Origin of the sequence: Mesorhizobium sp. M1399, from assembly GCF_040317735.1 — a bacterium.
Classification (GTDB): Bacteria; Pseudomonadota; Alphaproteobacteria; order Rhizobiales; family Rhizobiaceae; genus Mesorhizobium.
Genome location: NZ_JAMYKZ010000002.1, coordinates 156,188 through 182,677, shown reverse-complemented (window position 1 = coordinate 182,677; position 26,490 = coordinate 156,188). Strand labels below are relative to the sequence as shown.

Genomic DNA, 26,490 nt, shown 5'->3' with positions numbered 1-26,490 from the left:
TGCAAACGGCAGGCCGCTATCCCGAGCAAGCCTCGACGATCAGAGCCTTACTAATCAGGGGATCAGCCCCAGTACCACTGCCCCGGTGAATACGAACGCAAGGGCAAAGACGAGATAGGCGAAAGCGCCGGCATAGGCCGGCCGCCACACCTGGTCGGAACCCAGCCTTTGGCCTTTGCGGGCAGTCTGAGCGTTCTGGCTATAGGACATATCGACCTCCGTCTCGGCGCTTAATCTATAAAATCAGTAGACTTTGTCGAGTGCTATTTTCGCGCGATCTTTAGAACAATTTTCCCCAAACCGCAGACAAATTGGTGTTTTTGCTGCTTAGCGCTGGCTTTTGGGCGTGCCGGGGAAGACGGCAGAAAACGTCAGGTCCATGTGTGTGTGGCTCCTTGGCCATCCAATGGATGCGGGATAGCATCGCTGCTTGAGCGGAAGCCGCGACGTCACGGCAAGGCAGCAGGGAGCAAAACATGGGCACAAGACTGGCCGGCAAGGTCGCCATCATTTCGGGCGGCGCGACGGGAATGGGCGGTGCGGCCTCGGAGCTTTTCGCGGCCGAGGGCGCCAAGGTGGCGATCGTCGACCGCAACGGCGAAGCGGCGGCTGCCACCGCAGCGGCAATCAGGCAACGCGGCCATATCGCCGAGCACTGGGTCGCCGACGTATCGGACGAGCGGCAGGTCGAAGCGGCGGTGAAGGGCGTGATGGAAAAATTCGGCCCGGTTACGGTTCTGTTCAACCATGCCGGCACCATCGTCATCAAACCCTTCCTGGAGACCACGCTGCAGGAATGGGACTGGCTGCATGCCGTCAATGTGCGTTCGATGTTCCTGATGACGCGCGCCGTGCTGCCCGGCATGATCGCCGCCGGCGGCGGTTCCATCGTCTGCACCTCGTCGATCTCGGCGGTGGCGGCGACGCCGATGGAGGTGCTTTACGACACCACCAAGGGTGCCTGCCACATGTTCGCGCGTGCCATTGCCGTCGAATTCCGCGACCGCAACGTCCGCTGCAATGCGGTCTGCCCCGGCTTCATCAGGACACCGCATGGCCTGCGCGAGGTCGCCGATCTCGACAAACTTGGCGTCGATGTTTCAGACGCGGCAATGGCCGCGCAGCAAGGCCGGATCGGCGAGCCGGAAGAGGTGGCGAGGGCAGCCCTGTTCCTGGCCAGCGACGAGGCCAGCTTCGTCAACGGCGCCCATCTGTTCGTGGATAACGGCTTTACCGCGATGTGAACGACGGCGCGCCGCTACCGCTCTTCGCGCCGGAACGGCTTGAGCAGTGCCGAAGGAGCCACCGCATTGCGCGACATCACCGCCATGGCGACGATGGTGAAGATGAAGGGCAGCATCAGGAACGCCTCATAAGGAATGTGGCCGAGCCCACTTGCCTGCATGCGCAATTGCAGCGCGTCGACGAAGGCGAACAGCAGTGCGGCGCCTGCCGAGCGCCATGGATCCCAGCGGCCGAAGACGACGAGTGCGATCGCCACCCAGCCACGCCCGGAAACCACGCCGAAGGTGAAAGCGTTGAATTGCGCCATCGACAGGAAGGCGCCTGCAAGCCCCATCAAGGCGCCGCCGAGGATCACCGCCTGGGAGCGCGTCGCGATGACGCTGACGCCTGCCGAATCGGCGGCGCGCGGGTTTTCACCGACCATGCGGACCGACAGGCCCCATGGCGTGCGGTAGAGCACGAAGGCGGCCAGGGGAATAGACAGCATTGCCATGTAGACCAGCGAAAACTGGTTGAACACCGCCGGCCCAAGCACCGGAATACCGGATAATATCGGGATCGGCAGCGTCTCGAACCCCTTGATGTTCGGCGGTACCGATTGCTGGCCGAAGATCAGCCTGTAGAGGAAATAGGCAAGGCCTGAACTGAACAGCGTCACGCCGATGCCGCAGACATGCTGGCTGAGGCCGAGCGCCACCGTGAACAGCGCATGCACGGCGCCCATCAGCGCGCCGGTCAGCACGGCTGCGAGCACGCCAAGCCAAAGGCTGCCGCTGAGGCTCGCCGCGGTGAAGCCGGTCATTGCCGACAACAGCATGATGCCTTCGATGCCGAGATTGAGCACGCCGGCGCGCTCGGAAAACATCTCGCCCAGCGTCGCGAAGGCAAGCGGCGTGGCGATGCGGATGATGGCGGCCAGGAAGCCGACCTGGAATATCTGCTCCAGCACCACGCTCATTTGGCTATTCCCACGCGACGGATGCGATAGGCGGTGAACAGCAGCGCCACCAGCATGGCGAGCAGCGCCGTTCCCTGGATGACATCGCTGAGGAAGGCCGGAACGCCGGTCGCCCGCGACATCGCCTCGGCGCCGGTCATGACGGCAGCAAGGAAGATCGCCGCCGGCACGACGCCGAGCGGATTGAGCCTCGCCAGCATGGCGACGACGATGCCGGAATAGCCATAGCCCGGCGAGATGTCGCTCATCACCTGGAAATGCACGCCGCCGACCTCGCCGACGCCGGCAAGGCCGGCCAGCGCGCCTGATAGCAGCGCCGTCGAAATCAGCACCCGCTCGACATTGATGCCGCCATAGCGCGCGGCTTCCGGGTTCTCGCCGGTGACCCTGATGCGGAAACCAAGCGTCGTGCGCGCGACCACGAACCAGATGACCGGTGCGGCGACCAGCGCCGCGACGACGCCGAGATGCAGTCGCGTGCCTTCGAGCAGCACTGGGAAATTCGCTGAATCCTCGATCGGCGGCGAGATCGGGTAGCCGCTGAAACTATCCTTCCATGGGCCCTCGATCAGCGCCATCAGCGCGTAGAAAATGACCGAATTGAGCAGCAGCGAGCTGACCACGTCATCGACCCTGAATTTTACCCGCAGTGTGGCAGGGATCAGGGCGACGGCCGCGCCGGCGGCGGCGCCCGCCAGCGCCATCAGCAACATGGCGAGCGGCCCCGGCATCGGGATGGCGCCGACGGCACAGCTCGCCACCGCACCGGCCAGCAATTGCCCTTCGGCGCCGATGTTCCAGAATTTGGCGCGGAAAGCGACCGCCACGGCAAGACCGGTGAAGATCATCGGCGCGGCACGCACCAGCGTTTCGGTGATGGCGTAGCTGTCGCCCAACGACGCCGAAAACATCACGCCATATGCCTCGACGACGCCGGCGCCGGCCAATGCAATGAGGCCGCTGCACAGGATCAGCGTCGCGCCGATGGCGAGCAGCGGCAGCGCCAGATTGAACCAGGCGGGCGTTGAGGTGCGGGCCTCGAGACGGAACATCAGGCCTCCGCCCCGGTCATCATCAACCCGAGTCTGGCGACGCTGGCATCGGCGCTGTTCAGCGTGCCGACGATGCGGCCCTCATACATCACGGCAATGCGGTCGCAGAGCATCAGCAACTCTTCCAGGTCCTCGCCGATAACGATAATGCCACAGCCCTTGGCGCGCATGTCGAGGAATTTTTCGTGGATGAAGCGCGCGGCACCAATATCGAGGCCGCGTGTCGGCTGCGAAACGATCAGCACCTTTGGGTCGAAGGCGAGTTCGCGCGCCAAAAGCGCCTTCTGCAGATTGCCGCCGGACAGCGCCCCGGCGCGCGTCATCGGCCCGGGGCAACGTATATCGTAGGCCTTGATCTGCGCCTCGGCGAAGGTGCGGATCGCATCCTGTCTGAGCAGGCCGTTGCGGCTGAACGCCACCGTGCCGATGCGCGGCAGCACCATCGAATCGGCAAGCGGCAGATTGGTGACCAGCCCGGTCGTCATACGGTCTTCTGGGATGCGGCCAAGGCCGAGCGCCTGCACTGCGCTCGGCGAGAACCGCGAAACGGCTTTGCCGGCTATCGTCATGCGGCCGGCATCGGGCGCTCGCACGCCGGAGATGACCTCGGCAAGCGCCCGCTGGCCGTTGCCGGAGACGCCGGCAATGCCGAGGATCTCGCCGCCGCGTACCGACAGCGACACATCGCGCAGCGCCATGCCGGAATGATGCGATGTCGAGATACCATCGAGGGTCAGCACCGCCGGACCCGGTGTCGACGGTCCCCTGGCCGGAGGCACGATCTCGTGGCCGCACATCAGCCGCGCCATCTCCGAAGATATCGTGCTGGCCGGCGTATCGACGCGGCCGGCAACGCGCCCGTGCCTGAGCACGACGCAGCGATGCGTCAGCGCCCGCACCTCGTTGAGCTTGTGCGAGATGAAGATGATGCCGAGCCCCTGTGCCGCCATCGAGCGCAGCGCCGAAAACAGTCCGTCGACCTCGGTTGGCGCCAGCACCGCCGTCGGCTCGTCGAGGATCAGCAGCCTTGCGCCGCGAAACAATGCCTTGACGATTTCGAGCAGCTGTTGCTCGCCGACCGACAGCGCCGAAACGGGAAGGTCCGGGTCGAGCGCCAGCCCATGCTGGCGGCCGATCTCGGCGAGCCGCGCCAGCCCCCCGGCGCGGTCGATCCGGCCCGATCTGCCGGGAATGCCGATCAAGAGGTTCTCCAGCACCGAAAGTCGCGGTGCGAGATGAAAATGCTGGTGCACCATGCCGATGCCGGCGGCCAGCGCATCGGCCGAGCTGTTGATCGCCACTGGCCGGTCCTGCACCAGGATCTCGCCGGCGTCGGGCGCATAGGCGCCGAACAGCACGTTCATCAGCGTCGTCTTGCCGGCGCCGTTTTCGCCGAGCAACCCGAGGATTTCACCCGGCGCGACGCTGAGATCGACGGCCTCGTTCGCCTTGACGGCGCCGAAGCTCTTGGTGATGCCGCGCATTTCGATGAGAGGGGCGGGCAAGGGCACTCCTGGTGAGAGATGGCGCGGATACCCTTCCCCCTTGCGGGGAGGTACCGAGCGAAGCGAGGCGGGAGGGGTCGCCTCAACCGCCTCGACTTTTGACTTAAGAGACGGAGCGCGTCGCGGAGGACCCCACCCGGCCCTGCGGGCCACCCTCCCCTCAAGGGGGAGGGGCGGGCGCACTCAGTCCGAGACCGGCGTATTCTCGTCCACGTCGACGCGGAAATTGCCGTCGAGGATCTCGGCCTTCTTCCTCTCGACCAATTCCTTGACCTCGGCCGGCAGCGTCTTGTCGAATTTGTGGTACGGCGCGAGGTAGGAGCCGCCCTTGGCCATGCGCGAGAAATCGCCGTAATCCTGCGCGGTGAAGACCCCGGCCTTGACCAGCTTGATCGCCTGCTCGACGGTCGGATACATGTCCCAGACCGGCCCGGTGATCACCGTGTCGGGACCGAGGCTCGACTGGTCCGACATGTTGGAGATGGCGAGGATCTTCTTCTCCGCCGCCGCTTCGATGACGCCGAAGCGCTCGGCATAGATGACGTCGACGCCAGCGTCGATCTGGGCAACAGCCGCTTCCTTTGCCTTTGGCGGATCGAAGAACGAGCCGATGAAGGCGACCTTCTTCTTGATGTTGGGATTGACCTCCCTGGCGCCGGCAAAGAAGGCGTTGACCAGCCGGTTCACTTCCGGAATGCCCATAGCCGCGACCGCGCCGATCGTGCCCGATTTCGACATCTTTCCGGCGATCATGCCGGACAGATAGGCCGGCTCGTGAATCCAGTTGTCGAAAACGCCGAAGTTCGGCTCGGCCGGCCCGGCGCCGGAGCCGAACAGGAAGGCGGTCTTCGGGAACTGCTTGGCGGTCCTGCGGGATTCGCGCTCGGCGGCGAAGGCATCGCCCAGCACCAGCTCATAGCCGCCTTGCGCATATTCGCGCATGACACGGCTGAAATCGGCGGTCTGCACCTTCTCCGACCATTTGTACTCGATGCCGAGTTCCTTCTCGGCCTTCTGCAGGGCGACGTGGATCTGGTTGTCCCACGGCTCCTCGATCGGCGTGGCGAAGATCGCCGCCACTTTCAGCTTCTTGGTCTTAGCAAAGGCGCTGCCCGGCAGCATCGCCGCCGCAAGGCCGAGCGCGCCCAGCTCCAGCACGTTGCGTCGCGAAAGCCCTTCGCGTTTCGATTGGATTCTGCTCTTCCCGTTGTCCATTGCATGCCCCTCTGATTGGCGCCGTGTCGAGCCGGCTCTCTTCTCTGGAATATCAGCGAAGGAACTATGGAACGGTGCCCGGCTTTTGTCCACATGGTCAAATTTGAAGGGCGGAACGACGTGGGAATTCGCGCAGCCGCACCTTCAGAACGGCCGGAGTTGCTCGCTCACAATCTCTCCAGCGCCACCGCTATGCCCTGGCCGACACCGATGCACATGGTCGCGAGGCCGTAGCGGCCGCCGCGTTCGCGCAGTTCCAATGCCGCCGTGCCGGTGATGCGCGCCCCGGACATGCCGAGCGGATGGCCGAGCGCGATGGCGCCGCCATTCGGGTTGACGTGCTCCGCATCCTCGGCAATGCCGAGTTGGCGCAGCACGGCGATGCCTTGCGAGGCGAAGGCCTCGTTGAGCTCGATGACATCGAATTGTTGCGGCTCCAGGCCGAGCCGGGCGCATAGCTTCTGCGTGGCCGGCACCGGACCAATGCCCATGATGCGCGGCGCCACGCCGGCGGTGGCACCGCCGAGGATGCGGGCGATCGGCGTCAACCCGTATCTTTTCACGGCGGTTTCCGAGGCGACGATCAGCGCCCCGGCACCATCGTTAACGCCCGACGCGTTGCCGGCCGTAACCGTGCCGCCTTGCCGGAACGGCGTCGGCAATTTGGCCAGCGCCTCGATCGTGGTACCCGAGCGCGGATGTTCGTCCTTCGAGACGACGACGATCGGGTCACCCTTGCGCTGCGCGATCGTCACCGGCGTGATTTCCTTTGCCAGCCGGCCATTGGCCTGTGCGGCGACCGCCTTGTCCTGGCTGCGCACGGCAAACGCATCCTGGTCGGCGCGAGAGACGGCGAACTCTTCCGCCACGTTCTCGCCCGTCTCCGGCATCGAATCGACGCCGTATTGCTTCTTCATCAGTGGATTGACGAAGCGCCAGCCGATCGTGGTATCGTGAACTTCGGCATTGCGCGAAAACGCGGTCTCGGCCTTCGGCAGCACGAACGGTGCGCGCGACATCGATTCGACGCCGCCGGATATCATCAGCTCCGCCTCGCCGGCCTTGATCGCGCGCGCTGCGATGATGACGGCATCCATGCCCGAACCGCAGAGGCGATTGACGGTCGAGCCGGAAATCTCCTTCGGCAGGCCGGCCAGCAGCAGTACCATGCGCGCCACATTGCGATTGTCCTCACCGGCCTGATTGGCGCAGCCATAGACGACGTCGTCGATGGCAGCCCAGTCGATGCCGGGATTGCGCTCGACCAGCGCCCTCAGCGGGATTGCGCCGAGATCGTCGGCACGCACCGCCGACAACGAACCGCCGAAGCGGCCGATCGGCGTGCGGATATAGTCGCAGATATAGGCCTCGGCCATTATGCAGCTTCCCTTTGCGCTGACGATTTCTGCTCCCGGCCCAGCCATGTTGGCCGCATTCTCCTTGAGACGAAAGCACATCTTGCCGCCGGCCGTTAGGCCAAAGGGAATTTCAGCTCCCGCCCGCCGGGAGCTGCGGATCAGCCGATGCTTTCACCGCCGTCGATCACCAACGCCTGCCCGGTCATGAAGGACGAGCGGTCGGAAACGAGAAACAGGATCGCTTCGGCGATTTCCTGGGCGCTGGCCCAGCGCTGCATGGGGATCTTGGTGCGGACATAGTTTTCGATCGCCGCCCGCCCGCCCATCTGCGCGATAAACGGTTCGTTGAAGGGCGTGTCGACCCAGCCGGGGCACAACGCGTTGACGCGGACATTGTGCCGGGCATAGTCGAGCGACATCTGCCGGGTCATCGCCACCACGGCATGTTTTGAGGTCGCGTAGGCGATCATTTCGCGGTCGTAGAACACACCCGAATTCGAGGCGGTATTCAGGATCACCCCGCCGCCTTGCGCGATCATCGACGGCATGACCAGCCTGGCCGCGAGGAACTGCGCCCGCACATTGATCCGCCAGGAGGCATCCATGCCGTCGGCGCCGACTTCGGTCAGCGTGCCGCCGACCTGGATCCCGGCATGATTGTGCAGGATGTCGATCCGCCGATGCCGGCCCAGCGTTCCTGCGACGAGCTGCTCGACCGCCGCATCGTCGCCGACATCGGTGGCGACGGCTTCGGCCCGACCGCCGGACGCACGAATGTCGGAAGCGGTTGCTTCCCCCGCCGCCTGGTCCCTGTCGGCGATCACCACGAGCGCGCCTTCCCTGGCCATTATCATGGCGCCGGCACGCCCGATCCCCGACCCGGCGCCCGTCACCACGGCGATGCGATCTTTCAGAATCATGTTTTTGTCTTTCAGTGGGATGGTTTTCGCTGGCGCAATTGCCATTGGGCGAGCACCACGAGCAGAACGGAGGCGACGAGCACGATCGTCGCGATGGCATTGATCTCCGGCGTGACCCCGCGCCGGATCGAGGCAAAGACATAGATCGGCAATGTCGTCTGCGCGCCGGCGACGAAAAAAGCGACGATGAAATCGTCGAAGGAGAATGTGAAGGCGAGCAGGAAGCCGGCGACCACCGCCGGCATGATCTGCGGCAACACGATGCTGCGGAACGTCGTCAGCGGGGTGGCGTAAAGATCGCTCGAAGCCTCGACCAGATTGCGGTCGAGGCTGCCGAGGCGCGTGCCGACGATCATCGCCACCAGCGCCATCGAAAACAGCCCGTGCGCGGCGATGATCGAGCCATAGCCGAGCGCCAGGCGCGGTGGCTGATCGTTCGGCCACAGCGAAGCGACAAACGGGTTGACCACCCCGAATAGCTGGACCAGCGCGACCAGCGTCGAGATGCCGATGACGACGCCAGGAACGACGATCGCAGCACCCAAAAGCGCATCGAAGACGGCTCGCGTCCGCGCGCCGACACGCGCCAGGCCAAGCGCCGCCGCGGTGCCGCAGAGTGCCGCGAGCAAGGCGCTGGTCGTGGCGATTAACAGGCTGTTCTTCAGCGCTTCGACCAGGAACGGGTTCGCCAGTGCCTTGCCGTACCATTGCACCGAGAAGCCAGTGAACTCGCTGGCGTGGTGGCCGGCGTTGAACGAGAACAGCACCACCAGCGCGATCGGCAGGTAGAGAAAGGCAAAGACCGCAACGACGAAGGCACGCATCAGATCAGGTCCACCCGGCGGGCACCCGAAAGCCGTGTCGAAATGCGGTTCGCGGCAAGCAGCACGACCACGGAAACCGCTACAAGGGTTATGGCGATTGCCGATCCGAACGGCCAGTTGCGCGATTGCAGGAACAGATCGACCAGCGCGTTGCCGATGAAGAAGACCTTGCCGCCGCCGAGTAGCGTTGGGATCAGATATTCGCCGAGCAACAGGATCATGACCAGCGAGAAGCCGGTCATCACACCTGGCAGCGACAGCCGCAGCGTCACGCCGAGGAATGTCGAGATCGGCGTCGCGCCGAGATCGGCGGAGGCCTCCAGCAGCCGGCGATCGAGCCGCTCGAGGCTGACATAGATCGGCAGGATCATCAGCGGCAGATAACCATAGACGATGCCGAGCAGAACCGCTCCCGGCGTATTGATCAGCCGCACATCCTCCATCCCGACATAGGCCAGCAGAGCTGGGACGCCGCGCCCGCCAAGCACATACATCCAGGCATAAGTCCGCATCAGCAGGCTGGTCCAGAACGGGATGACGACAAGCGCAAGCAGGATCAGCCGCCACCGCTCCGGCGCGCGCAAGGCGAGGTAATAGGCGACCGGATAGGCAACGAGAAGACAGGCCAGTGCACCGGCCGGCGCCAGCACCATGGTGTTCCAGAAGGCGGTCGCCCGCGCCGGAAGATTGGCATACTGCGCCAAGGTGAAAGCGGCCTGATAGCCGCCTTCCGGCGCCCGCTCGCCGACGCTGAAAACGGCGATCGCCACGAACGGCAAAACTAAAAACACCAACAGCCATGCGGTCGCCGGACCGAGCAGCAGGGCGGTCAGGAGATTGTGACGAAGAACATTGCTGCGCATTGAAAAATCGCCCCGATGCCGGCGGACATCTGTCCGCCGGGGGAGTTGCCTGCATCGGACCTTTGGTCCGCCCGGTTCAAGCCGACTTGAAGCGTGCCATCAATTCGGCCCGGCCCGGGTCGGTCAAGGTCGCGGCTGCACCGAATTCGAGTGGCTTGAGCAGATCCGCCGCCGGATAGAGGATCGGATTTTCCAGCACCTCCTTGGGCAGCAGCGCATTGACCCGCGCATCGGTGGAAGGCGCACCGTTGGCCAGGTGCTCCCTGACCGCGACTTTCGGGTTCATCAAATAGTTGAGCAAGGCATAACCCGCAGGCTTGTTGGGCGCATCCTTGGGGATTGCGTAGAAGTCGGTCCAGATCTCGCCGCCTTCCTTGCCAAGCACGTAGGCGATTTCGGGGATGTCGCGGTGGAGCTGCGCCCCGTCATTGGTCCAGCACATCGTCATCCAGGCGTCGCCGGCACGCATCGACGGCTGGTAGTCGCTGGAGACCGCGAACAGATGCGGCTTGACCTTCAGCAGCAATTCCTCCGCCTTGGCGAGTTCGTCCGGCTTCAGCGAGTTGAACGAGAAGCCGAAATATTTCAGCGCGTTGCCGGTCGTGGTCAGCTGGTAATCATGAACCATGGTCCGGCCGTCGCCCTCCGCCATCGCCGTGTCCCAGAATTCCTTCCAGCTCGTCATCGGCTTGGCCAGTTTCTTGGTGTTGACGGCAAAGCCGGTGGTGCCCCAATTCTTCGGCACAGCGTAGGTCACGCCGTCGATGGTGCCTTCCCCAGTGAAGCGCGGGTCTTCTTGCGAGCCGTCATAATTGGCAAGCTTGGCCATATCGAGCGCTTCGATGATGCCGAGCTTCTTGTAAGTCGAGATCGTGTAGTTGGTTGGAACGAAAAGGCTCCAGCCCGAGGCGCCGGCCTGCAGCTTGGCCAGCATCTCCTCGTTTGAGCCGAACACATTGACCTCGACGGCAACGCCGGTCTCGGCCTGGAAATTCTCGAACGTCGCCGGGTCGTGATAATTGGGCCAGGTGGCAATCGACATGCGGTCGCCAAGACCTTCCTGGGCGAAAGCCGGCGTCGGCATGATGCCGAGCTCGCGGGCCATCACCGCCGTTGCGATGCCCAGGCCGGTAAGGCCAAGGAACTCGCGGCGGCCGATGGAACCCCGCTTGAGGCGCATCAATTGATCGACGAACTTTTCAGGGCTTATCGGCAGTCCGTCACGATATGATTTCGACATTTTTGTTTTCCCTCTGGTTGGTTCCGTTATTCTCCGGAAACGCCAGCGGCGTTCCGGCTGCAAAGCCGATGGCAACGGGTTCACCCGGCTTGAAGAGATTTCCACCGCCAATCAGATGATCGGCCTTTGCGAGCAGCGTCCCGATGCCCTGGACCTCGATTGCATATTCCGCGGTCGAACCGAGAAAGATCCGGTTGCGGACAAGCCCGTTCAGCCGGCCGCTTCCGGGCGCGCCGAGGCTTAGCGATTCAGGGCGCAGGCTGACCGAAACGGCTTCACCCTGAGCCATCGAAGTCCGCTTGCGCGCGGCAATGACAGTGCCATCGGCAAGCGCCACCTCGACGAGCTTGCCCGAGAGCCCGACGACCTTGCCGCTCAACAGATTGGTCTTGCCGACGAAATCGGCGACAAAGAGGTCGGCGGGTTCGTCGTAGATTTCGCTCGGCTGCCCAAGCTGGACGATACGCCCGCCATTCATGACGCAGACGAAATCGCTCATCGACAGTGCTTCTTCCTGATCGTGGGTGACCAGGACGAAGGTGATGCCGATCTCGCGCTGCAGGTTCTGCAGCTCTATCTGCATGTCGGTGCGCAGCTTCTTGTCGAGCGCCGCCAGGGGCTCGTCGAGCAGCAGCACCGCCGGTTTGTTGACCAGCGCCCGCGCCAGGGCGACACGCTGCTGCTGGCCGCCGGAAAGCTCATGGATCTTGCGGCGTCCATAGCCGGCAAGCCGCACCATGGCGAGCGCCTCGCCTGCTTTCAGGCTGATCTCGCGCGACGACAGGCGCGGCCGCGCCTGGCGCAGGCCATAGGCGATGTTGTCCTCGACATCCAGATGCGGAAACAACGCATATTGCTGGAACACCATGTTGACCGGCCGCCGATAGGGCGGCGTGCCGGCCATGTCGTGGCCACGGATGAATACCGCGCCTTCGCTTGGCTGTTCGAAGCCGCCGATCATGCGCAAACAGGTTGTCTTGCCGCAGCCGGACGGCCCGAGCAAGGCGACAAAGGCAGACGGCGGGATGGCAAGATCGATGCCGCTGACCGCGATCACGCTGCCGTAGCGTTTGGTGACCCCGCGAAACTCGATGTCGGGCACTGCGGTCAAAGCTGCGGGCTCCAGCGGCTAGTTGATCTCGAAACGCTATCAGAGCCAATGGCGGCTAGTATATACCTCCCAGGTGGTATATTTTGTCTATTTTCTCGTCTGGAGGGGTATGAATTGGGCGTTTCGCGCAGCGATGAATACAGCCGGCTCGCTGCGCTCATCGCAGCGACGCGGGAGACCAGCGGCGAGCTTTTCGGCAAGGCAATGGTGGCCTGGCTCCGGCAGCATGTCAGCTTCGATCATTGCGTGATCTTCGGCTATCGCGGCGCCTTACGCCCGCCGCTGCTGTTCGAGACATTCTCGCCGGCCGACAGCCACGTCTTCGTCGCGCTCTATCAGGAAGGGCCTTATCTGCTCGATCCGTTCCACCATGCTGCGGTCGAGCGCAAGGAAGGCTTTTGGCGCATGCGCGAATTGGCGCCGGATCGCTTCTATGCCAGCGAATATTACCGCTCCTATTACAGCCAGACCAGACTTGCGGAGGAGGTCGGCTTTTTTGTGCCGCTGCCGGGAAAGGACGCACTGGTGCTCTCGCTGATGCGATTGCGCGCTTCGGGACCTTTCGGAACCGCCGATGCGAGGTTGCTGCGCGACATGGCGCCTGCGGTGATCAATCTCATCAGGCTGCGCTGGCATGATCTTCCGGCCGACAAACCGGCAGAGACGAAGCAGGACGAAACGATTGCTCCAGTCAGCGAGTTCGAACGTGCTCACATCTGGAAGAGCCTTTCGCTCACGCCGCGCGAACAGCATGTCGTCGACCTGGTGCTTCAGGGCCATTCCACGGAATCAATCGCCAGGGCGATGCGCATCGTGCCGGGAACCGTAAAAGTCCATCGCCGTAACATCTACCGCAAGCTCAAGATCAAATCGCAGGCGGGCCTATTCGCGCGTTTTGTCGAGATCATGGATGCACGGATTCGGTAGTCCCAAGTTCAGCCGGCAGCGCCGTCCCAGGAACCGGTTTCGGCCATTTGCCTGAGCAGAGGTGCCGCCCGGAAGACGTCCTCGCCGGTCTGCTGGTGCCAGTGATCCAACCGCCGGATGATCTTGTCCACGCCTTCGCGGCTTGCCCAGAACATCGGCCCGCCCTTGCCGACCGGGAAGCCATAGCCGTTGACCCAGACGACGTCGATATCGGACGCGCGGGCGGCAATCTGTTCCTCGAGGATTTTGGCGCCCTCGTTGATCATCGGATAGAGCGTGCGCTCGATGATCTCCTCGGCGCCGATTGCCCGCGGTGCAATGCCGCGTTCAGCAGCCTTGTTGTGGATGAGCGCTTCGACCTCCGGATCGGGCAGCGGCGTGCGCGAACCGTTCTCATAGCGATAGAAGCCGCTGCCGGTCTTCTGGCCGAAATGGCCCTGTTCGCACAACGTGTCGGCGATGTCAGCCGTCTGGCCACGCGCCTTGCGGTTGCGCCAGCCTATGTCGAGGCCGGCGAGATCGCTCATCTGGAACGGCCCCATCGGCCAGCCGAAATCGGTGAACACCTGGTCGACCTGGCGCGGCATTGCACCCTCGAGCAGAAGCGCCTCCAGTTCCGCACCCCGCGCCGCCAGCATGCGGTTGCCGACGAAGCCGTGGCAGACGCCGACGACGACCGGCACCTTGCCGATCCGCCGCGCCAGATCGACGATGGTCGTCAGCACGTCCGGCGAGGTCTTGTCGGCGCGGACGATTTCCAGAAGCTTCATGACGTTAGCCGGCGAAAAGAAATGCATGCCAAGGAGATCTTGCGGCCGCGACGTCGAAGCGGCGATCTCGTTGACGTCGAGATAAGAGGTGTTGGTGGCAAGGATCGCGCCCGGTTTGGCCACCGCATCGAGCCTGCCGAATACCTCCTTCTTGACCGCCATTTCCTCGAACACAGCCTCGACGATCAGGTCGCAATCGGCGAGGTCTGCATAGTCGGTGCTGCCCCTGAACAAAGCCAGCCGCTGGCGCTTGGCGTCTTCGCTCAGCGACCCGCGGGTGACGGAAACGGCATAGTTCTTGTCGATCGTCGCCAGCCCGCGTTGCAATGCTTCCTGCGTTGTTTCCAGCAAGGTCACGGGAAGACCGCCATTGGCGAACGCCATGGCGATGCCGCCGCCCATCGTGCCGGCGCCGATGACGCCGACCCGGGCGATCTTGCGCCTGACGACATCCTTGCCGGCAAGCTTTGCCGCCTCACGTTCAGCGAAGAACAAATGCCGCTGCGCGCGTGATTGGTCGCCGGCGACAAGCTTGACGAACAGGTCGCGTTCGGCCGCCAGCGCTTCGTCGAAGGGCAGCGTGAGGGCGTTGCGGACCGACTGCGCACAGGCTATCGGCGCCTCGAGACCGCGCGCTTTGCCCGCAAGCGTTGCCGCCTCCTTGTCGAAGGCCGGCAAGTCGGCCTGGTCGAGGCGATCGTTGCGGTCGCGCACCGGCGTGAACGGACCGCCTTTCGCGGCCGTTTCGCTGGCGAAACTCACCGCTTGCGCGGTCAGGTCGCCATCGAAGACGGCATCCACCAGACCGGCGGCGCGCGCCTCGGCCGCATTGATCGGCGTTCCCGAAACGATCATGCTGAGTGCCTTCAGCGGACCAACCAAGCGCGGCAGGCGAACCGTGCCGCCGCCGCCCGGCAGCAGGCCGAGCTTGACTTCCGGCAGGCCGAGCCTTGCCGCTCGGTCGGCAACACGGAAATGGCAGCCGAGCGCCAGTTCCAGGCCGCCGCCGAGCGCAGTGCCGTGAATGGCGGCGACCGTCGGCTTGGCGATGGTTTCCAGCACGGCGACAATGGCGCGCAATTCCGGCTGCTGCGCCGGTCTGCCGAATTCGGTGATGTCGGCGCCGGCGACGAAGGTCCGCCCGGCGCAGGCTATCACGATTGCTCCCACCGACGGCTCGTCCCGCAGGGAAACGAGCGCCCGCATCAACGGCTCGCGCACATGGAAGCTCAGCGCGTTGACCGGCGGATTGTCGATGGTCACCAGCGCGACGTTGCCGTGCCTTGTAGTGCTGACGAAATCGGGCACGCAAACCTCATACAATGATGTTGGCCAGGAGCCCGACGGGATTTACAGCGCTGGCATGCGGATGGGAACCACATGTTTGCGGGCCGGATCGATATCCTCTCGCTGCCGGGTGGCCTTGCCTTAGCGCAGCGCCTTCTGCCCGCCGGCCGCGGTGATGACGCCGACGATGATCAGCCCGGTCAGCACCAGGCGCACGCCGACGCTTACGCCGAACGTGTTGAGCATGGTCAACAGCAGCACGAGGAACAGCGCCGCGCCCCAGACCCCCGGCACATTGGCCTTGCCGCCGGCTACCGACGTGCCACCGATGACGACGACCGCGATCGACGCCAGCAGATACTCATTGCCGATATCGACATTGGCGCCGCGGAAATAACCGGCGAGCAGTGCACCGTCGAGGCCGCCGAGCGCGCCCGACAGCGTGTAGGTGAGGAAGCGGGTGCGGCCGACATTGACGCCTGCCAGCCAGGCGGCGCGGATGTTCTGGCCGATCGCCAGCACCGAGCGTCCGTAGATCATGCGCTGCAAAACGATGCCGGCGCCGATGGTGAACAGCACGGTCAGGATCGCCAGCACCGGGATGCCGAACACCTGCCAGTTGGTGAAATCGGCAAAGCCCGGCGGCGGCTTGATCTGCAAGCCGCGCCCATAGCTGATGTCGACCGACTGGATGACGAAGCTGGCCGACAGCGTCGCGATGATCGGCGGAATGCGCAGCGCCCATATCAGAAGGTAGTTGACGGCACCGATCGCCATGCCGCAGGCAAGCGCGGCCAGCAGCCCGACCGCGATCATCGCATCATTGCCGTCCATGACCTTCATGGCGACAGCACTGGCAAGGCCGATATTGGCCGGCAGCGACAGGTCGACATTGCCCGGCCCGAGCGTGATGACGAACATCTGGCCGACGCCGACGATGACGGTGAAGACGGCAAGCGACAGCGCCGCCGTGATCATCCCGCCTCCGCCATAGCCGCCGGTGAAGGCGATCGTCGCCAGCCACACCAGCAGCGCCCCGAAGAACGACCAGATCCAGGGTCTGGCGAGCAGTGTCCGCAGCGAGACCATGCTCACCTCTCCCTGCGGCTGATCAGCACCCGGGCCGCCAGCACGATGATCAGGATGGCGCCATTGGCGGCAACCTGCCAGTCGGGCGGAATGTGCATGAACGTCAGCAGTGGCGATGCGGCCAGCGCCAGCGTCAACGCGCCGATGACGGCGCCGATCGGCGACACCCGGCCGCCGACGAACTCACCGCCGCCGAGGATGACGCCGGCGATCGAAAGCAACGTGTAGCCATTGCCGATATTGGCGTCGGCCGAGGTGGTGATGCCGATCAGCGCCATGCCGGACAAAACGCCGAACAGGCCGGTCAGCGCAAACAGCGCGATTTTGGTACGGAGCAGCGACCAGCCGGCGCGCTTGAGTGCGGCTGAATTGCCGCCCGATCCACGCAGGATGACACCATAGGAGGTGCGCATCAGGCCAAAGTGGACGACCGCCGCGATCAGCAATGCCGCGATGATCGGGAACGGAATGAAGGGTGGCTTGAAGGCCATCAGCGCCAGCAGCCAGTCCGGCGCCTTGCCGCCGGGCTTTGGCAGGATCAGGATGGCCAGGCCCTGCCAGACGAAACTCATGCCGAGCGTCACCACGATCGAGGGCAGGTTGCGCAGATGGATCAGCGCGCCGAGCAGCGCGTAGACACCGATCGACCCGAGCAGGATGACGACGCCGAGCAACGGCGCGTCCTTCAGCCATGTCGCCGTGACGCAGCCGACGAAGCCGACAAAGGTGCCGATTGACAAATCGAGCTCGTTGCCGGCGATGACGAACATCTGCGCGATCGTCGCCAGCGCGATCGGGATCGCCAGATTGAGCATCAGGCTGAAGCCGAAATAGCTGATGGCGCGCGGGTTGAGCCAGGCGATAGCGATGAGCACCAGCGCCAACGACAGTGCCGGCAGCAGGCTGCGCAGCATGCGCGCCCGCCTCGTGGCGCGAGCCGACGATTTTAGCCCATTCTCGATGGATGCCGCCGTCATCTCAGGCCGCGTCGCCAAACGAGGACTGGATGATCTTTTCCTCCGTCAGTTCGTCGCGACGAAGGTTGGCGACGATCCGGCCGTTCTTGAACACATAGATGTGGTCGCAATTGTCGAGCTCTTCGGTTTCGGTGGTGTACCAGAGGAATGTGCGGCCATGGCGAGCTTCTTCGCGCACGAGGTCGTAGACTTCGAGCTTGGTGCCGATGTCGACGCCGCGCATCGGATCGTCCATCAGCACGATCTTGGCGTCGGAGCCGAGCGCCCGCGCGAACAAGGCCTTCTGCTGGTTGCCGCCGGACAGCGAGAAGATGTTGTTGTTCATATCGGGCGTGCGGATGCCGATTTTCCGCTGCCACAGCTGGGCGAGCTCGGCTTCGCGCTGCGGTGAGATCAAGAGGCCGTTGCGCAATCGCGCCAGCGAGCGGATGCCGATGTTCTCGGCGATCGACCATTGCGGAAAAATCCCGTCCGACTGGCGGTCGCCGGCAACCAGCGCCACCGGAGCGGTGACCTCTATGCCGGTCTTGGCGCGGGAAGCCGCGGCGAAGATCGCCAGCAAAAGGTCGGTCTGGCCATGCCCGGCAAGCCCGGCAAGGCCGATGATCTCACCGGCACGGGCGATGAGCTCGTTGCCATCTTGCTGTCGCGCCGGCCGCGCCCGGACCCGCAGCGGACCGGGCTCCGGCTTGCCGCTCGCAATCTCTGCGGCGGCCTTCTCGCGCGCCTCCGCTCCGCCCATCGCCGTCACCAGCCTGTCGCGGTCGAATTGATCGGCCTGTCCGGCGGCGACCACCTTGCCGTCGCGCATCACCACGATGCGGTCGGCATTTCCGAGCACCTCGCCCAGCACATGCGAGATCAGGATGCAGCTCTTGCCGGCGGCGATGAAGCGGCGCACGAACGCCAGCAGCTGGCCGGCCGTATGCGCATCGAGCGAGGATGTCGGCTCGTCGAGGATGACCAGTTCGAGCGGCTCCTGGGTGACCGTGAAGGCGCGCGCCACCTCCACCATCTGCCGGCTGGTGATGGCGAGATCACCGACGATGTCGGATGCCGAGATGCTGTGGCCGGGGAAGATCTCGTCGAGCTTGGCCGCGATCAGATCGGCCGCCTTGCGCCGCCAGCCGAAGCCATTAAGCGAGGCGTGGTTGATCCGCGTATTCTCGGCGACGCTGAGGTTCGGGCAGAGCGACAGTTCCTGGAAAACGCACCGTATGCCGAGCTGCTGTGCGCGCGGCACCGAATAACTTGCCTCGACGCCGCCGCGGACCGCGATCTGCCCGCTGTCGGGGGTAAGCGTGCCGGCCACCATATGCATGAGCGTCGACTTTCCGGCGCCGTTATGGCCGACGAGACCGACGCATTCTCCGGCACGAACGCTGAAATCGACACCGTCGAGCGCCCTGACGGCACCGAAATGTTTTTCGGCGCCGCCCAGTCTTATGATGTCCATACTGACGGCACCGAAATGTTTTTCGGCGCCGTCAGGCCTGATGATGTCTGCACTGGCCTCGGGCATCCCTCAACGATACCCGGTTATCTGTGGCGGCAACAATAGTGCCATGCTCACTTGATGTTGGCCTTGATCGCCGCGACGGCGTCTTCCTGCGTGTATTCGTGGCTGGCGACGCCGCCCTTCGGAATCTTCGGCAACGCTGCCTCGAAATCGTCCTGTGTGAAGGCGAGATAAGGAACCAGCAGGTCGTGCGGCACGTCGGTGCGGCCGTCGAGCACTTGCTGCGCCACCCAGAAGGCAAGCGTCGATACGCCTGGCGCGATCGAAGCCGACCAGGTCTGGTAACCGTCCTTTTCCTTCTGCTCTTTCCACCATTGCAACTCGTCCTGGCGATTGCCCATGATGATGGTCGGGCGCGGCTTGCCGGCGGCGGCAAAGGCCTGCGCCGCGCCGTAGCCGTCACCGCCCTGGTCGACGACACCGACCACATCCGGCAGCGACGGCAGGATCGTCGCTACGGCCTTCTGTGCCGTGGTCTGGTCCCAGTCGCCGGTCACCGAGCCGACGATCTTGAACTCGGGATGGGCGGCGACACCTTCGAGGATGCCGGCATGGATGGCATCGTCGATCGAAGTGCCGGCAAGGCCACGGATTTCCAGCAGATTGCCACCCTTGGGCTGGAACTTGGCCATCTGCTCGACTTCCTGCTTGCCCATGTCCTTGAAGTCGACGACGACGCGGTAGGCGCAGGGTTCGGTGACGATGCCATCGAAGGAGACGACGACAATGCCGGCGTCGCAGGCCTGCTTGATGGCGCCGTTGAGGGCATCCGGAGATGCCGCGTTGATGACGATCGCGTCATAGCCCTGCAGGATCAGGTTCTGCACCTGGGCTGCCTGCGTCGGCACTTCCTTGTCGGCCGTCGTGAAGACGTCGGCGGCGCCGACCACCTTGTCGGCGACTGCCTTCTTGGTGACGATGCCGTAGCTGTCCAGCATCGCCTGCCGCCACGAATTGCCGGCGTAATTGTTGGAGAAAGCGATCTTTTTGCCGCTGGTATCGGCAAGCGCGGTGCCTGCGGCAAGCATCGCTGCAAGGGCGCCCAAAACGAATATTTTCTTCATGTCATACTCCTCCCGTGAGTTGCTGTCTTACTGGTGGCTAATGGCTGGCTGGTGGCTAATGGCTGATACGCTCACAATGCTGTTTTTTATCTATTATCAGACAAATGCAGATAGCCAGCAAGCTGTCAACATCAATCCATGGCCGACGATCAACTTGCGGTGCAATCATTGAAACCGGTTCGACTCCTGGTCTAGGGATGGCGATGGAGACCGATTAAATGGCAGTGAACCTTGCCCCGGGTGCACCCGGCATTCCGGCGCGCTGGACGTCGAGCGCCAAGAGCGGCGTCGGCACCGCGCTGTCGCCGGCCTGCCCGATCTGGTTCACCATCAGCCACGGTATCCTCAACGAGATCTACTATTCCCGCCTCGACAGCGCATGCACCCGCGATCTGGGGCTGATCGTCACCGGACCCGACGGCTATTTCTCCGAAGAGAAGCGCGACGCCGAACATCGCATCGAACCCCTCGAGGACGGGGTGCCTGCCTATCGGCTGGTCAACACCGCAGCCGATGGAAGCTACCGGATCGAGAAGCGCGTCCTCACCGATCCGGAACGTCCCGTCTTGCTGCAGGAGATCATGTTCACGTCGCTCAAGGGTGCCGCCAGCGACTACCGCGTCTACGCGCTGCTGGCGCCGCACCTCGTCAATGCCGGCATGGGCAACACTGCCTGGATCGACGACCATGAAGGACAGCCTGTTCTGTTTGCATCGGGACGCGGCGTCTGCCTGGCGCTCGCCTCGTCGCGGCCGTGGAAGGCGTGCGCGGCCGGCTATGTCGGCGTCTCCGACGGCTGGCAGCAGCTTCGTCAAAGCGGCCGGCTCGATCCGGCCTGCCGCAGGGCCGAGGACGGCAATGTCGCGCTGACCGGTGAGATCGCCTTTTCGGCTGCGAACCCAAAAATGTTGCTGGCGCTGGGCTTCGGCACGACGCCGCAACAGGCGGCGGAAACTGCTTTCGCCAGCCTGAACCAAGGTTTTGGGCCCGCAGCCGGATCCTACGTCGACAAATGGCGCCAATGGCAGGCCGGATTGCTGCCGCTGGACCGGCATGCGGTGTCCGCCCTCAATCCCTACCGCCTCAGCACGGCGGTGCTGGCGACACACCGCTCGTCGACCGGAGCAGCCGTGGCCAGCCTGTCGATCCCGTGGGGCTTCAACAAGGGCGACGACGATCTCGGCGGCTATCACCTGGTCTGGCCGCGCGATCTGGTCGAAACCGCCGGCGGATTCCTCGCCGCCGGCGACCCGGCGGAAGCCTTGCGCATCCTTGGCTATCTGCGCTCGATCCAGCAGCCGGACGGCCATTGGCCGCAGAACGCCTGGCTCGACGGGTCGGTCTATTGGCCGGGCATCCAGATGGACGAGTGCGCCTTTCCGCTGCTGCTCGCCGACGCGCTGCGCCGCGCCGGGCATTTGCCGCCTGCGGTACTCTCCTCCTTCATGCCGATGATCGAGCGCGCTGCCGCCTATGTCGTACGCAACGGCCCCGTCACCGGCGAGGACCGCTGGGAGGAAGACGCCGGCTACAGCCCGTTCACGCTTGCCGTCGAGATCGCCGCGCTGCTTGCGGCTGCGGACATGTTCGATGCCGCCGGCAAAACAGAGCCGGCAAACTATCTGCGCGAAACCGCCGATGTCTGGAACGATCAGATCGAGCGCTGGACCTACGTCACCGGCACCACCGCATGCGACGAGGCCGGCGTCGAAGGCTACTATGTCCGCATCGCCCCGCCCGACAGGGCCGGCGCCGCATCGCCGAAGGACGGCTTTGTGCCGATCAAGAACCGCGCGCCCGGCGATACGGACCGCCCGGCCGAAGCGATCGTCAGCCCGGATGCGCTGGCGCTGGTCCGCTTCGGCCTGAGGGCAGCCGACGATCCGCGCATCCTCGACACGGTCAAGGTCATCGACGCGCAATTGCGCTGCGAACTGCCGCAGGGCCCGCTCTGGTACCGTTACAATGGCGACGGCTATGGCGAGCATGCCGACGGCGCACCGTTCGATGGAACCGGCCAGGGCCGGCCCTGGCCGCTGCTGGTCGGCGAGCGCGCCCATTACGAGTTGGCGGCGGGACGCAAGGACAGAGCGGCAAGCCTTCTCAACACGTTCGAGAACTCTGCCGGGCCGGGCGGCCTGCTGCCGGAGCAGGTCTGGGATGGTCCCGATATGCCGGAGCGCGAATTGCGGCATGGCGGCCCCTCCGGCAGCGCCAAGCCGCTGGTCTGGGCGCATTCCGAGCACATCAAGCTGCTGCGGTCGCTGCGCGACGGCGCCGTGTTCGACATGCCGCCGCAAGGCGTCAAGCGCTATATCGAGGGCAGGACGGTGTCGCGCCTCAGGGCATGGCGCTTCAACCACAAGATCCGTACCATACCGGCAGGCAAGGCGCTGCGCATCGAACTTCTGGCTCGGGCGGTGGTTCATTGGAGCAGCGACAATTGGGCCACCGTCCATGACAGCGAGACCGCTGCGAACCTTTTCGGCATCCATCTTGCGGAATTGCCGGTTGCCGACGCCGCTCCGGGCAATAGCCCGGACAATAGCATTGTCTTCACATTCTTCTGGTCCGATGCCGGACGTTGGGAGAATGTCGACTTTTCCGTTGGTATCGACGATGCCGCACAGCCACTAGATCATCGATCCCTCAAGTAAGGCAGGACGAGACCATGCAGATAGGAATGATGGGACTGGGCCGGATGGGCGCCAACATGGTTCGGCGCCTGCTGCGTGATGGCCACGAATGCGTCGTCTACGATATCAACCCGGCGAGCGTCGCGGCGCTTGTGACCGCCGGCGCGGTCGGAGCCCCCTCGATGGAGGAGTTCGTCGGCAAGCTGGCGAAGCCGCGCAGCGCCTGGCTGATGCTGCCGGCGGCGATCACCGGCCGGATCGTCGACCAGGTGGCCGCCTTGATGGAGCCGGGCGACATCATCATCGACGGCGGCAATTCCTATTATCATGAGGCCGTCGACCACGCCGCACGCCTGGCCTTGAAAGGCTTGAGCTATGTCGATGTCGGCACCAGCGGCGGCGTCTGGGGCCTCGAGCGCGGCTATTGCCTGATGATCGGCGGCCCCGACAGCGCGGTGCAGCATCTCGATCCAGTCTTCGCAACGCTGGCGCCCGGCGCCGACGCCGCTTCGCCTGCGCCCGGCAAGTACGCCGGAACCGCTCCCTTCGGCTATCTCCACTGCGGACCAAGCGGCGCCGGCCATTTCGTCAAGATGGTCCATAACGGCATCGAATACGGCGTCATGGCCGCCTATGCCGAGGGCATGAACATCCTGAAATCGGCGAACGCCGGCAAGCGGCAGCGCACCGCCGACGCCGAAACCAGTCCACTCGAGAACCCGCAATATTACCAGTTCGACATCGACATCGCTGAGGTGGCAGAGGTCTGGCGGCACGGCAGCGTCATCGGCTCGTGGCTGCTCGACCTGACGGCCGGCGTGCTGAAGGCCGATTCGTCGCTGACACAGTTCGGCGGGCGGGTCTCGGATTCCGGCGAAGGCCGCTGGACGCTGAAGGCGGCGATCGACACCGGCGTGCCGGCGCCGGTGCTGTCGTCGGCGCTGTTCGACAGGTTCTCCTCGCAAGGCGAGTCCGAATTCGCCGACAAGCTTCTGTCCGCCATGCGCTATGCCTTTGGCGGCCATGTCGAAAAACCCAAGGCCGGCTCGTGACGGGCGACAGGGAGGCACGCCCATGAGCCAGGAACGATCGGACACGCTGGTGCTTTTCGGCGCCACCGGCGATCTCGCCCACAAGAAGATCTTCCCCGCCCTCTACGCCATGGTGGCCAAGGGAACGCTGAACGAGCCGGTGATCGGCGTCGCCTTCGATCCTTGGGATATCGCCAAGCTGCAGGCGCGCGCCCGCGACGGCATCGTCAACGCCATCGGCAGCATCGACGAGAAGATCTTCGCAAGGCTCGCGTCGCTGCTGCGCTATGTCAGCGGCGACTACCGGGCGCCTGCGACCTTCGATAAACTGAAGACCGCGCTCGGCAGCGCACAGCGGCCGCTGCACTATCTGGCGGTGCCGCCCGCCATGTTCGAGGTCGTCGTCCAGGGACTGGAGCAGTCGGGCGCCGCCCAGGGCGCACGCCTGATGGTGGAAAAGCCGTTCGGCCATGATCTGCAATCGGCGCGCTGGCTGAACCGGGTACTGCATCTGGTCTTCGACGAAAAGTCGATCTTCCGCATCGACCATTATCTCGGCAAGGAGGCGATCCAGAACTTGCTCTATTTCCGCTTCGCCAATTCCTTCCTCGAGCCGATCTGGAACCGCAACTTCGTCGAGAGCGTGCAGATCACCATGGCCGAGGATTTCGGTGTCGAGGGCCGCGGCCGCTTCTATGACGAGGTCGGCTGCATCCGCGACGTCATCGAAAACCATCTGCTCAACATCCTCTTGCTGCTCGCCATGGAGCCGCCGGTCGGCCGCTCGGCCGACGATCTGATCGACGAGAAGGTGCAGGTGCTGCGGGCGATCCGGACGCTGACCAGGGACGATGTCGTGCGCGGCCAGTTCGACGGCTATCTCAACGAGCCGGGCGTGGCGCCGAACTCGCCGGTCGAGACCTTCGCGGCGGTGCGCTTTTTCGTCGATACCTGGCGCTGGCAAGATGTGCCGTTCTTCATCCGCGCCGGCAAATCCCTGCCGGTGCACGCCACCGAGGTCATCGTGCGGCTGAAACGGCCGCCGCTCGACGTCTTCGATCCAATCAAGCCCGGCGACTGCAATCACGTGCGCTTCCGCATCGATCCGCAGGTGGCGATCTCGATCGGAGCCCGGCGCAAGGCGCCCGGCGACGACATGGTCGGCGAGCAGGTCGAGCTCACCGCGCTCGACGATTCGACGGGCGACATGCCGCCTTACGAGCGGTTGATCGGCGACGCTATGAACGGCAACGGCCAGCTGTTCACCCGCCAGGACGCCAGCGAGCTCGCCTGGCGCATCGTCGGCCCGGTGCTCGGCGACACCACGCCGCCCGCGATCTACGCGCCAAAGACCTGGGGGCCGACCGAAGCGATGACTGGATTCGGCCCGCCGAACGGCTGGATCAATCCATCGAAATGATTTCTGGGAGGCGAAAGCGATGGCCAAAGCGGTGAAGCGACCGGCACCCGACGCCGAAAAGATCGTGCTTGCGATCGATATCGGCGGCTCGCACGTCAAGATCCGCACCAGCGCCGGCGGCGACGAGCGCAAGACCGCTTCCGGACCGGAGCTGACGCCGCAGCAGATGGTCGCGGCGGTGAAGACGCTGGCCGAAGGGCTGCAATACGATGTCGTCTCGATGGGCTATCCGGGTCCGGTGCACCACAACCGGCCGCTCACCGAACCCGCCAATCTCGGCAAGGGCTGGGTCGGCTGCGATTTCGCCGCTGAGTTCGGCAAACCGGTGAAGGTCGTCAACGATGCGCTGATGCAGGCCGTCGGCAGCTATGAAGGCGGCCGCATGCTGTTCCTCGGCCTCGGAACCGGCCTCGGGGCCGCGATGATCGTCGACAACGTCGCCCAACCGATGGAGCTTGCCCATCTTCCCTACAAGAAGCGCGGCAGTTTCGAAGACTATGTCGGCGAACGCGGCCTGCAAAAGCGCGGCAAGAAGAAATGGCGCAAACACGTCTTTGACGTGGTCGACCGGCTTCGCGCCGCCATGCAGCCGGATTACGTGGTCATCGGCGGCGGCAATGTCGAGGAACTCGCCGACTTGCCCGCCGATTGCAGACGCGGCGACAATACACGCGCCTTCGAGGGCGGATTTCGACTGTGGCGCGACAAATCCCTGATTATCTGATATTGCTGATTGTCTGATATTATCGAGCACCGGCTCAGGGTTGTTAATCCCGCGCTGCCGTTAGTATTATTATTCAAAATAATGTGTGACGTGGTGCGGCGTCATTGCATTGCGCAGATTTGCCGACTAGGAATTTCTGCGACCCCCACGGACGGAGAAATAGATTGACCGACGACAACAACAACGCTCGCAAAGACATCGACCTGCTTGAGCTGACCGCCCATATCGTGTCCGCATATGTCGAGAAGAACCGCTTGCCGGCTTCCGGCCTCGGCGATCTCATCGCCAGCGTCAGCGCTTCCATAGGCGGGCTCGGGCAACCGGCAGTGCCGGTCGCCGCGCCGCTGACGCCTGCCGTCAATCCCAAGAAATCGGTGACGCCGGACTACATCATCTGTCTCGAGGACGGCAAGAAGTTCAAATCCTTGAAGCGCCATATCGGCGTCCATTTCGGGCTGACGCCCGACGCCTATCGCGCCAAATGGGGCCTGCCGTCCGACTACCCGATGGTCGCCCCCAACTACGCGGCCTCGCGTTCGCAGCTGGCCAAGGCAATCGGTCTCGGCCGCAAGGCCGCCCCGCCCGCGCCCGTCAAGGGCAGGGGCAGGAAGGCCAAGGCGACGGCCTAAAGCGTTCGGAGCAGGTCCGGTCGCTCCGCCAGCGGCAACGCCCGGCGGAGCGGAAATTGTTGATCCAGGCCGGATTTTTGCGCGCGCCCTGCGCTGAACTGCGCTAAAGGCTCTCTTGGCCGGACC

23 protein-coding genes are annotated in these 26,490 nt (G+C 64.3%); 7 read left to right on the top strand and 16 right to left on the bottom strand.

The window, feature by feature from the left end; all coding sequences use genetic code 11:
- Positions 1-54: 54 nt before the first annotated feature.
- Positions 55-210 (bottom strand): hypothetical protein, encoded by a 156-nt coding sequence (locus tag NKH05_RS03360; RefSeq protein WP_023678176.1) that lies wholly within the window; start codon positions 208-210, stop codon positions 55-57.
- Between the two features lie 266 nt (positions 211-476).
- Between NKH05_RS03360 and NKH05_RS03355 the strand changes: the two genes are divergently transcribed.
- Positions 477-1,244, top strand: a complete 768-nt coding sequence (locus NKH05_RS03355; RefSeq protein WP_023721347.1) for an SDR family NAD(P)-dependent oxidoreductase — start codon at positions 477-479, stop codon at positions 1,242-1,244.
- A 14-nt stretch (positions 1,245-1,258) separates the two neighbouring features.
- Here the strand turns inward: NKH05_RS03355 and NKH05_RS03350 are convergent, their stop codons facing one another.
- The 10 genes from NKH05_RS03350 to NKH05_RS03305 form a co-directional block, all read right to left on the bottom strand.
- Complete coding sequence (locus tag NKH05_RS03350; protein ID WP_352480999.1) at positions 1,259-2,203, bottom strand: ABC transporter permease; 945 nt, start codon at positions 2,201-2,203, stop codon at positions 1,259-1,261.
- Positions 2,200-3,255 carry an ABC transporter permease gene (locus NKH05_RS03345; protein ID WP_023721349.1) on the bottom strand — a complete coding sequence of 352 codons (1,056 nt, stop codon included), beginning with the start codon at positions 3,253-3,255 and terminating at the stop codon, positions 2,200-2,202. The genes NKH05_RS03350 and NKH05_RS03345 overlap by 4 nt, the downstream gene beginning before the upstream one ends.
- Positions 3,255-4,760, bottom strand: coding sequence for an ABC transporter ATP-binding protein (locus tag NKH05_RS03340; RefSeq protein WP_352857113.1), 1,506 nt, complete (start codon positions 4,758-4,760; stop codon positions 3,255-3,257). Before NKH05_RS03340 ends, NKH05_RS03345 begins: the two co-directional genes overlap by 1 nt.
- Positions 4,761-4,943: 183 nt before the next feature.
- Complete coding sequence (locus tag NKH05_RS03335) at positions 4,944-5,975, bottom strand: BMP family protein (protein WP_023721351.1); 1,032 nt, start codon at positions 5,973-5,975, stop codon at positions 4,944-4,946.
- Between the two features lie 167 nt (positions 5,976-6,142).
- On the bottom strand, positions 6,143-7,351 hold the full coding sequence (pcaF, locus tag NKH05_RS03330; RefSeq protein WP_023721352.1) for a 3-oxoadipyl-CoA thiolase: 1,209 nt from the start codon (positions 7,349-7,351) through the stop codon (positions 6,143-6,145).
- Positions 7,352-7,491: 140 nt separating this feature from the next.
- Entirely contained in the window at positions 7,492-8,253 is a 762-nt protein-coding gene (locus NKH05_RS03325; RefSeq protein WP_023721353.1) for an SDR family NAD(P)-dependent oxidoreductase, read from the bottom strand.
- A gap of 11 nt (positions 8,254-8,264) precedes the next feature.
- Positions 8,265-9,077 (bottom strand): ABC transporter permease, encoded by an 813-nt coding sequence (locus tag NKH05_RS03320; RefSeq protein WP_023721354.1) that lies wholly within the window; start codon positions 9,075-9,077, stop codon positions 8,265-8,267.
- Positions 9,077-9,940, bottom strand: a complete 864-nt coding sequence (locus NKH05_RS03315) for an ABC transporter permease (RefSeq protein ID WP_352481004.1) — start codon at positions 9,938-9,940, stop codon at positions 9,077-9,079. The genes NKH05_RS03320 and NKH05_RS03315 overlap by 1 nt, the downstream gene beginning before the upstream one ends.
- A 76-nt stretch (positions 9,941-10,016) precedes the next feature.
- A complete protein-coding gene (locus NKH05_RS03310) occupies positions 10,017-11,180 on the bottom strand; it encodes an ABC transporter substrate-binding protein (RefSeq protein ID WP_353025027.1) in 1,164 nt (387 codons plus the stop codon).
- Positions 11,161-12,291, bottom strand: coding sequence for an ABC transporter ATP-binding protein (locus NKH05_RS03305; protein WP_023721357.1), 1,131 nt, complete (start codon positions 12,289-12,291; stop codon positions 11,161-11,163). Before NKH05_RS03305 ends, NKH05_RS03310 begins: the two co-directional genes overlap by 20 nt.
- A gap of 114 nt (positions 12,292-12,405) precedes the next feature.
- On the opposite strand from NKH05_RS03305, the gene NKH05_RS03300 reads away from it, so the two are divergent.
- A complete protein-coding gene (locus NKH05_RS03300) occupies positions 12,406-13,218 on the top strand; it encodes a response regulator transcription factor (protein ID WP_352481005.1) in 813 nt (270 codons plus the stop codon).
- A gap of 8 nt (positions 13,219-13,226) precedes the next feature.
- Here NKH05_RS03300 and NKH05_RS03295 read toward each other — a convergent pair whose 3' ends face one another.
- The 5 genes from NKH05_RS03295 to NKH05_RS03275 form a co-directional block, all read right to left on the bottom strand.
- The gene (locus NKH05_RS03295; RefSeq protein ID WP_023721359.1) at positions 13,227-15,296 is read right to left on the bottom strand and encodes a 3-hydroxyacyl-CoA dehydrogenase NAD-binding domain-containing protein; all 2,070 of its coding nucleotides are present in this window, start codon (positions 15,294-15,296) and stop codon (positions 13,227-13,229) included.
- Positions 15,297-15,416: 120 nt separating this feature from the next.
- Positions 15,417-16,364 carry an ABC transporter permease gene (locus tag NKH05_RS03290; protein ID WP_023721360.1) on the bottom strand — a complete coding sequence of 316 codons (948 nt, stop codon included), beginning with the start codon at positions 16,362-16,364 and terminating at the stop codon, positions 15,417-15,419.
- A gap of 2 nt (positions 16,365-16,366) precedes the next feature.
- Positions 16,367-17,341: an ABC transporter permease gene (locus tag NKH05_RS03285; protein WP_023721361.1), complete on the bottom strand. Its 975-nt coding sequence runs from the start codon at positions 17,339-17,341 to the stop codon at positions 16,367-16,369.
- Between the two features lies 1 nt (position 17,342).
- Positions 17,343-18,863: a sugar ABC transporter ATP-binding protein gene (locus tag NKH05_RS03280; RefSeq protein ID WP_352845300.1), complete on the bottom strand. Its 1,521-nt coding sequence runs from the start codon at positions 18,861-18,863 to the stop codon at positions 17,343-17,345.
- A gap of 47 nt (positions 18,864-18,910) precedes the next feature.
- Positions 18,911-19,924: an ABC transporter substrate-binding protein gene (locus NKH05_RS03275; RefSeq protein WP_023721363.1), complete on the bottom strand. Its 1,014-nt coding sequence runs from the start codon at positions 19,922-19,924 to the stop codon at positions 18,911-18,913.
- A 218-nt stretch (positions 19,925-20,142) separates the two neighbouring features.
- Between NKH05_RS03275 and NKH05_RS03270 the strand changes: the two genes are divergently transcribed.
- From NKH05_RS03270 to NKH05_RS03250, 5 genes are all read left to right on the top strand, one after another.
- Positions 20,143-22,581: a glucan 1,4-alpha-glucosidase gene (locus tag NKH05_RS03270; protein ID WP_352588114.1), complete on the top strand. Its 2,439-nt coding sequence runs from the start codon at positions 20,143-20,145 to the stop codon at positions 22,579-22,581.
- A gap of 14 nt (positions 22,582-22,595) precedes the next feature.
- Positions 22,596-23,612 carry a phosphogluconate dehydrogenase (NAD(+)-dependent, decarboxylating) gene (gene gnd, locus NKH05_RS03265; protein WP_353025025.1) on the top strand — a complete coding sequence of 339 codons (1,017 nt, stop codon included), beginning with the start codon at positions 22,596-22,598 and terminating at the stop codon, positions 23,610-23,612.
- A gap of 22 nt (positions 23,613-23,634) precedes the next feature.
- Positions 23,635-25,011: a glucose-6-phosphate dehydrogenase gene (gene zwf, locus NKH05_RS03260; protein WP_352788046.1), complete on the top strand. Its 1,377-nt coding sequence runs from the start codon at positions 23,635-23,637 to the stop codon at positions 25,009-25,011.
- 19 nt (positions 25,012-25,030) lie between these two features.
- Complete coding sequence (locus NKH05_RS03255; protein ID WP_023721368.1) at positions 25,031-25,735, top strand: ROK family protein; 705 nt, start codon at positions 25,031-25,033, stop codon at positions 25,733-25,735.
- A gap of 164 nt (positions 25,736-25,899) precedes the next feature.
- Positions 25,900-26,364 (top strand): Ros/MucR family transcriptional regulator, encoded by a 465-nt coding sequence (locus tag NKH05_RS03250; protein WP_023721369.1) that lies wholly within the window; start codon positions 25,900-25,902, stop codon positions 26,362-26,364.
- The last annotated feature ends 126 nt before the right edge of the window (positions 26,365-26,490 follow it).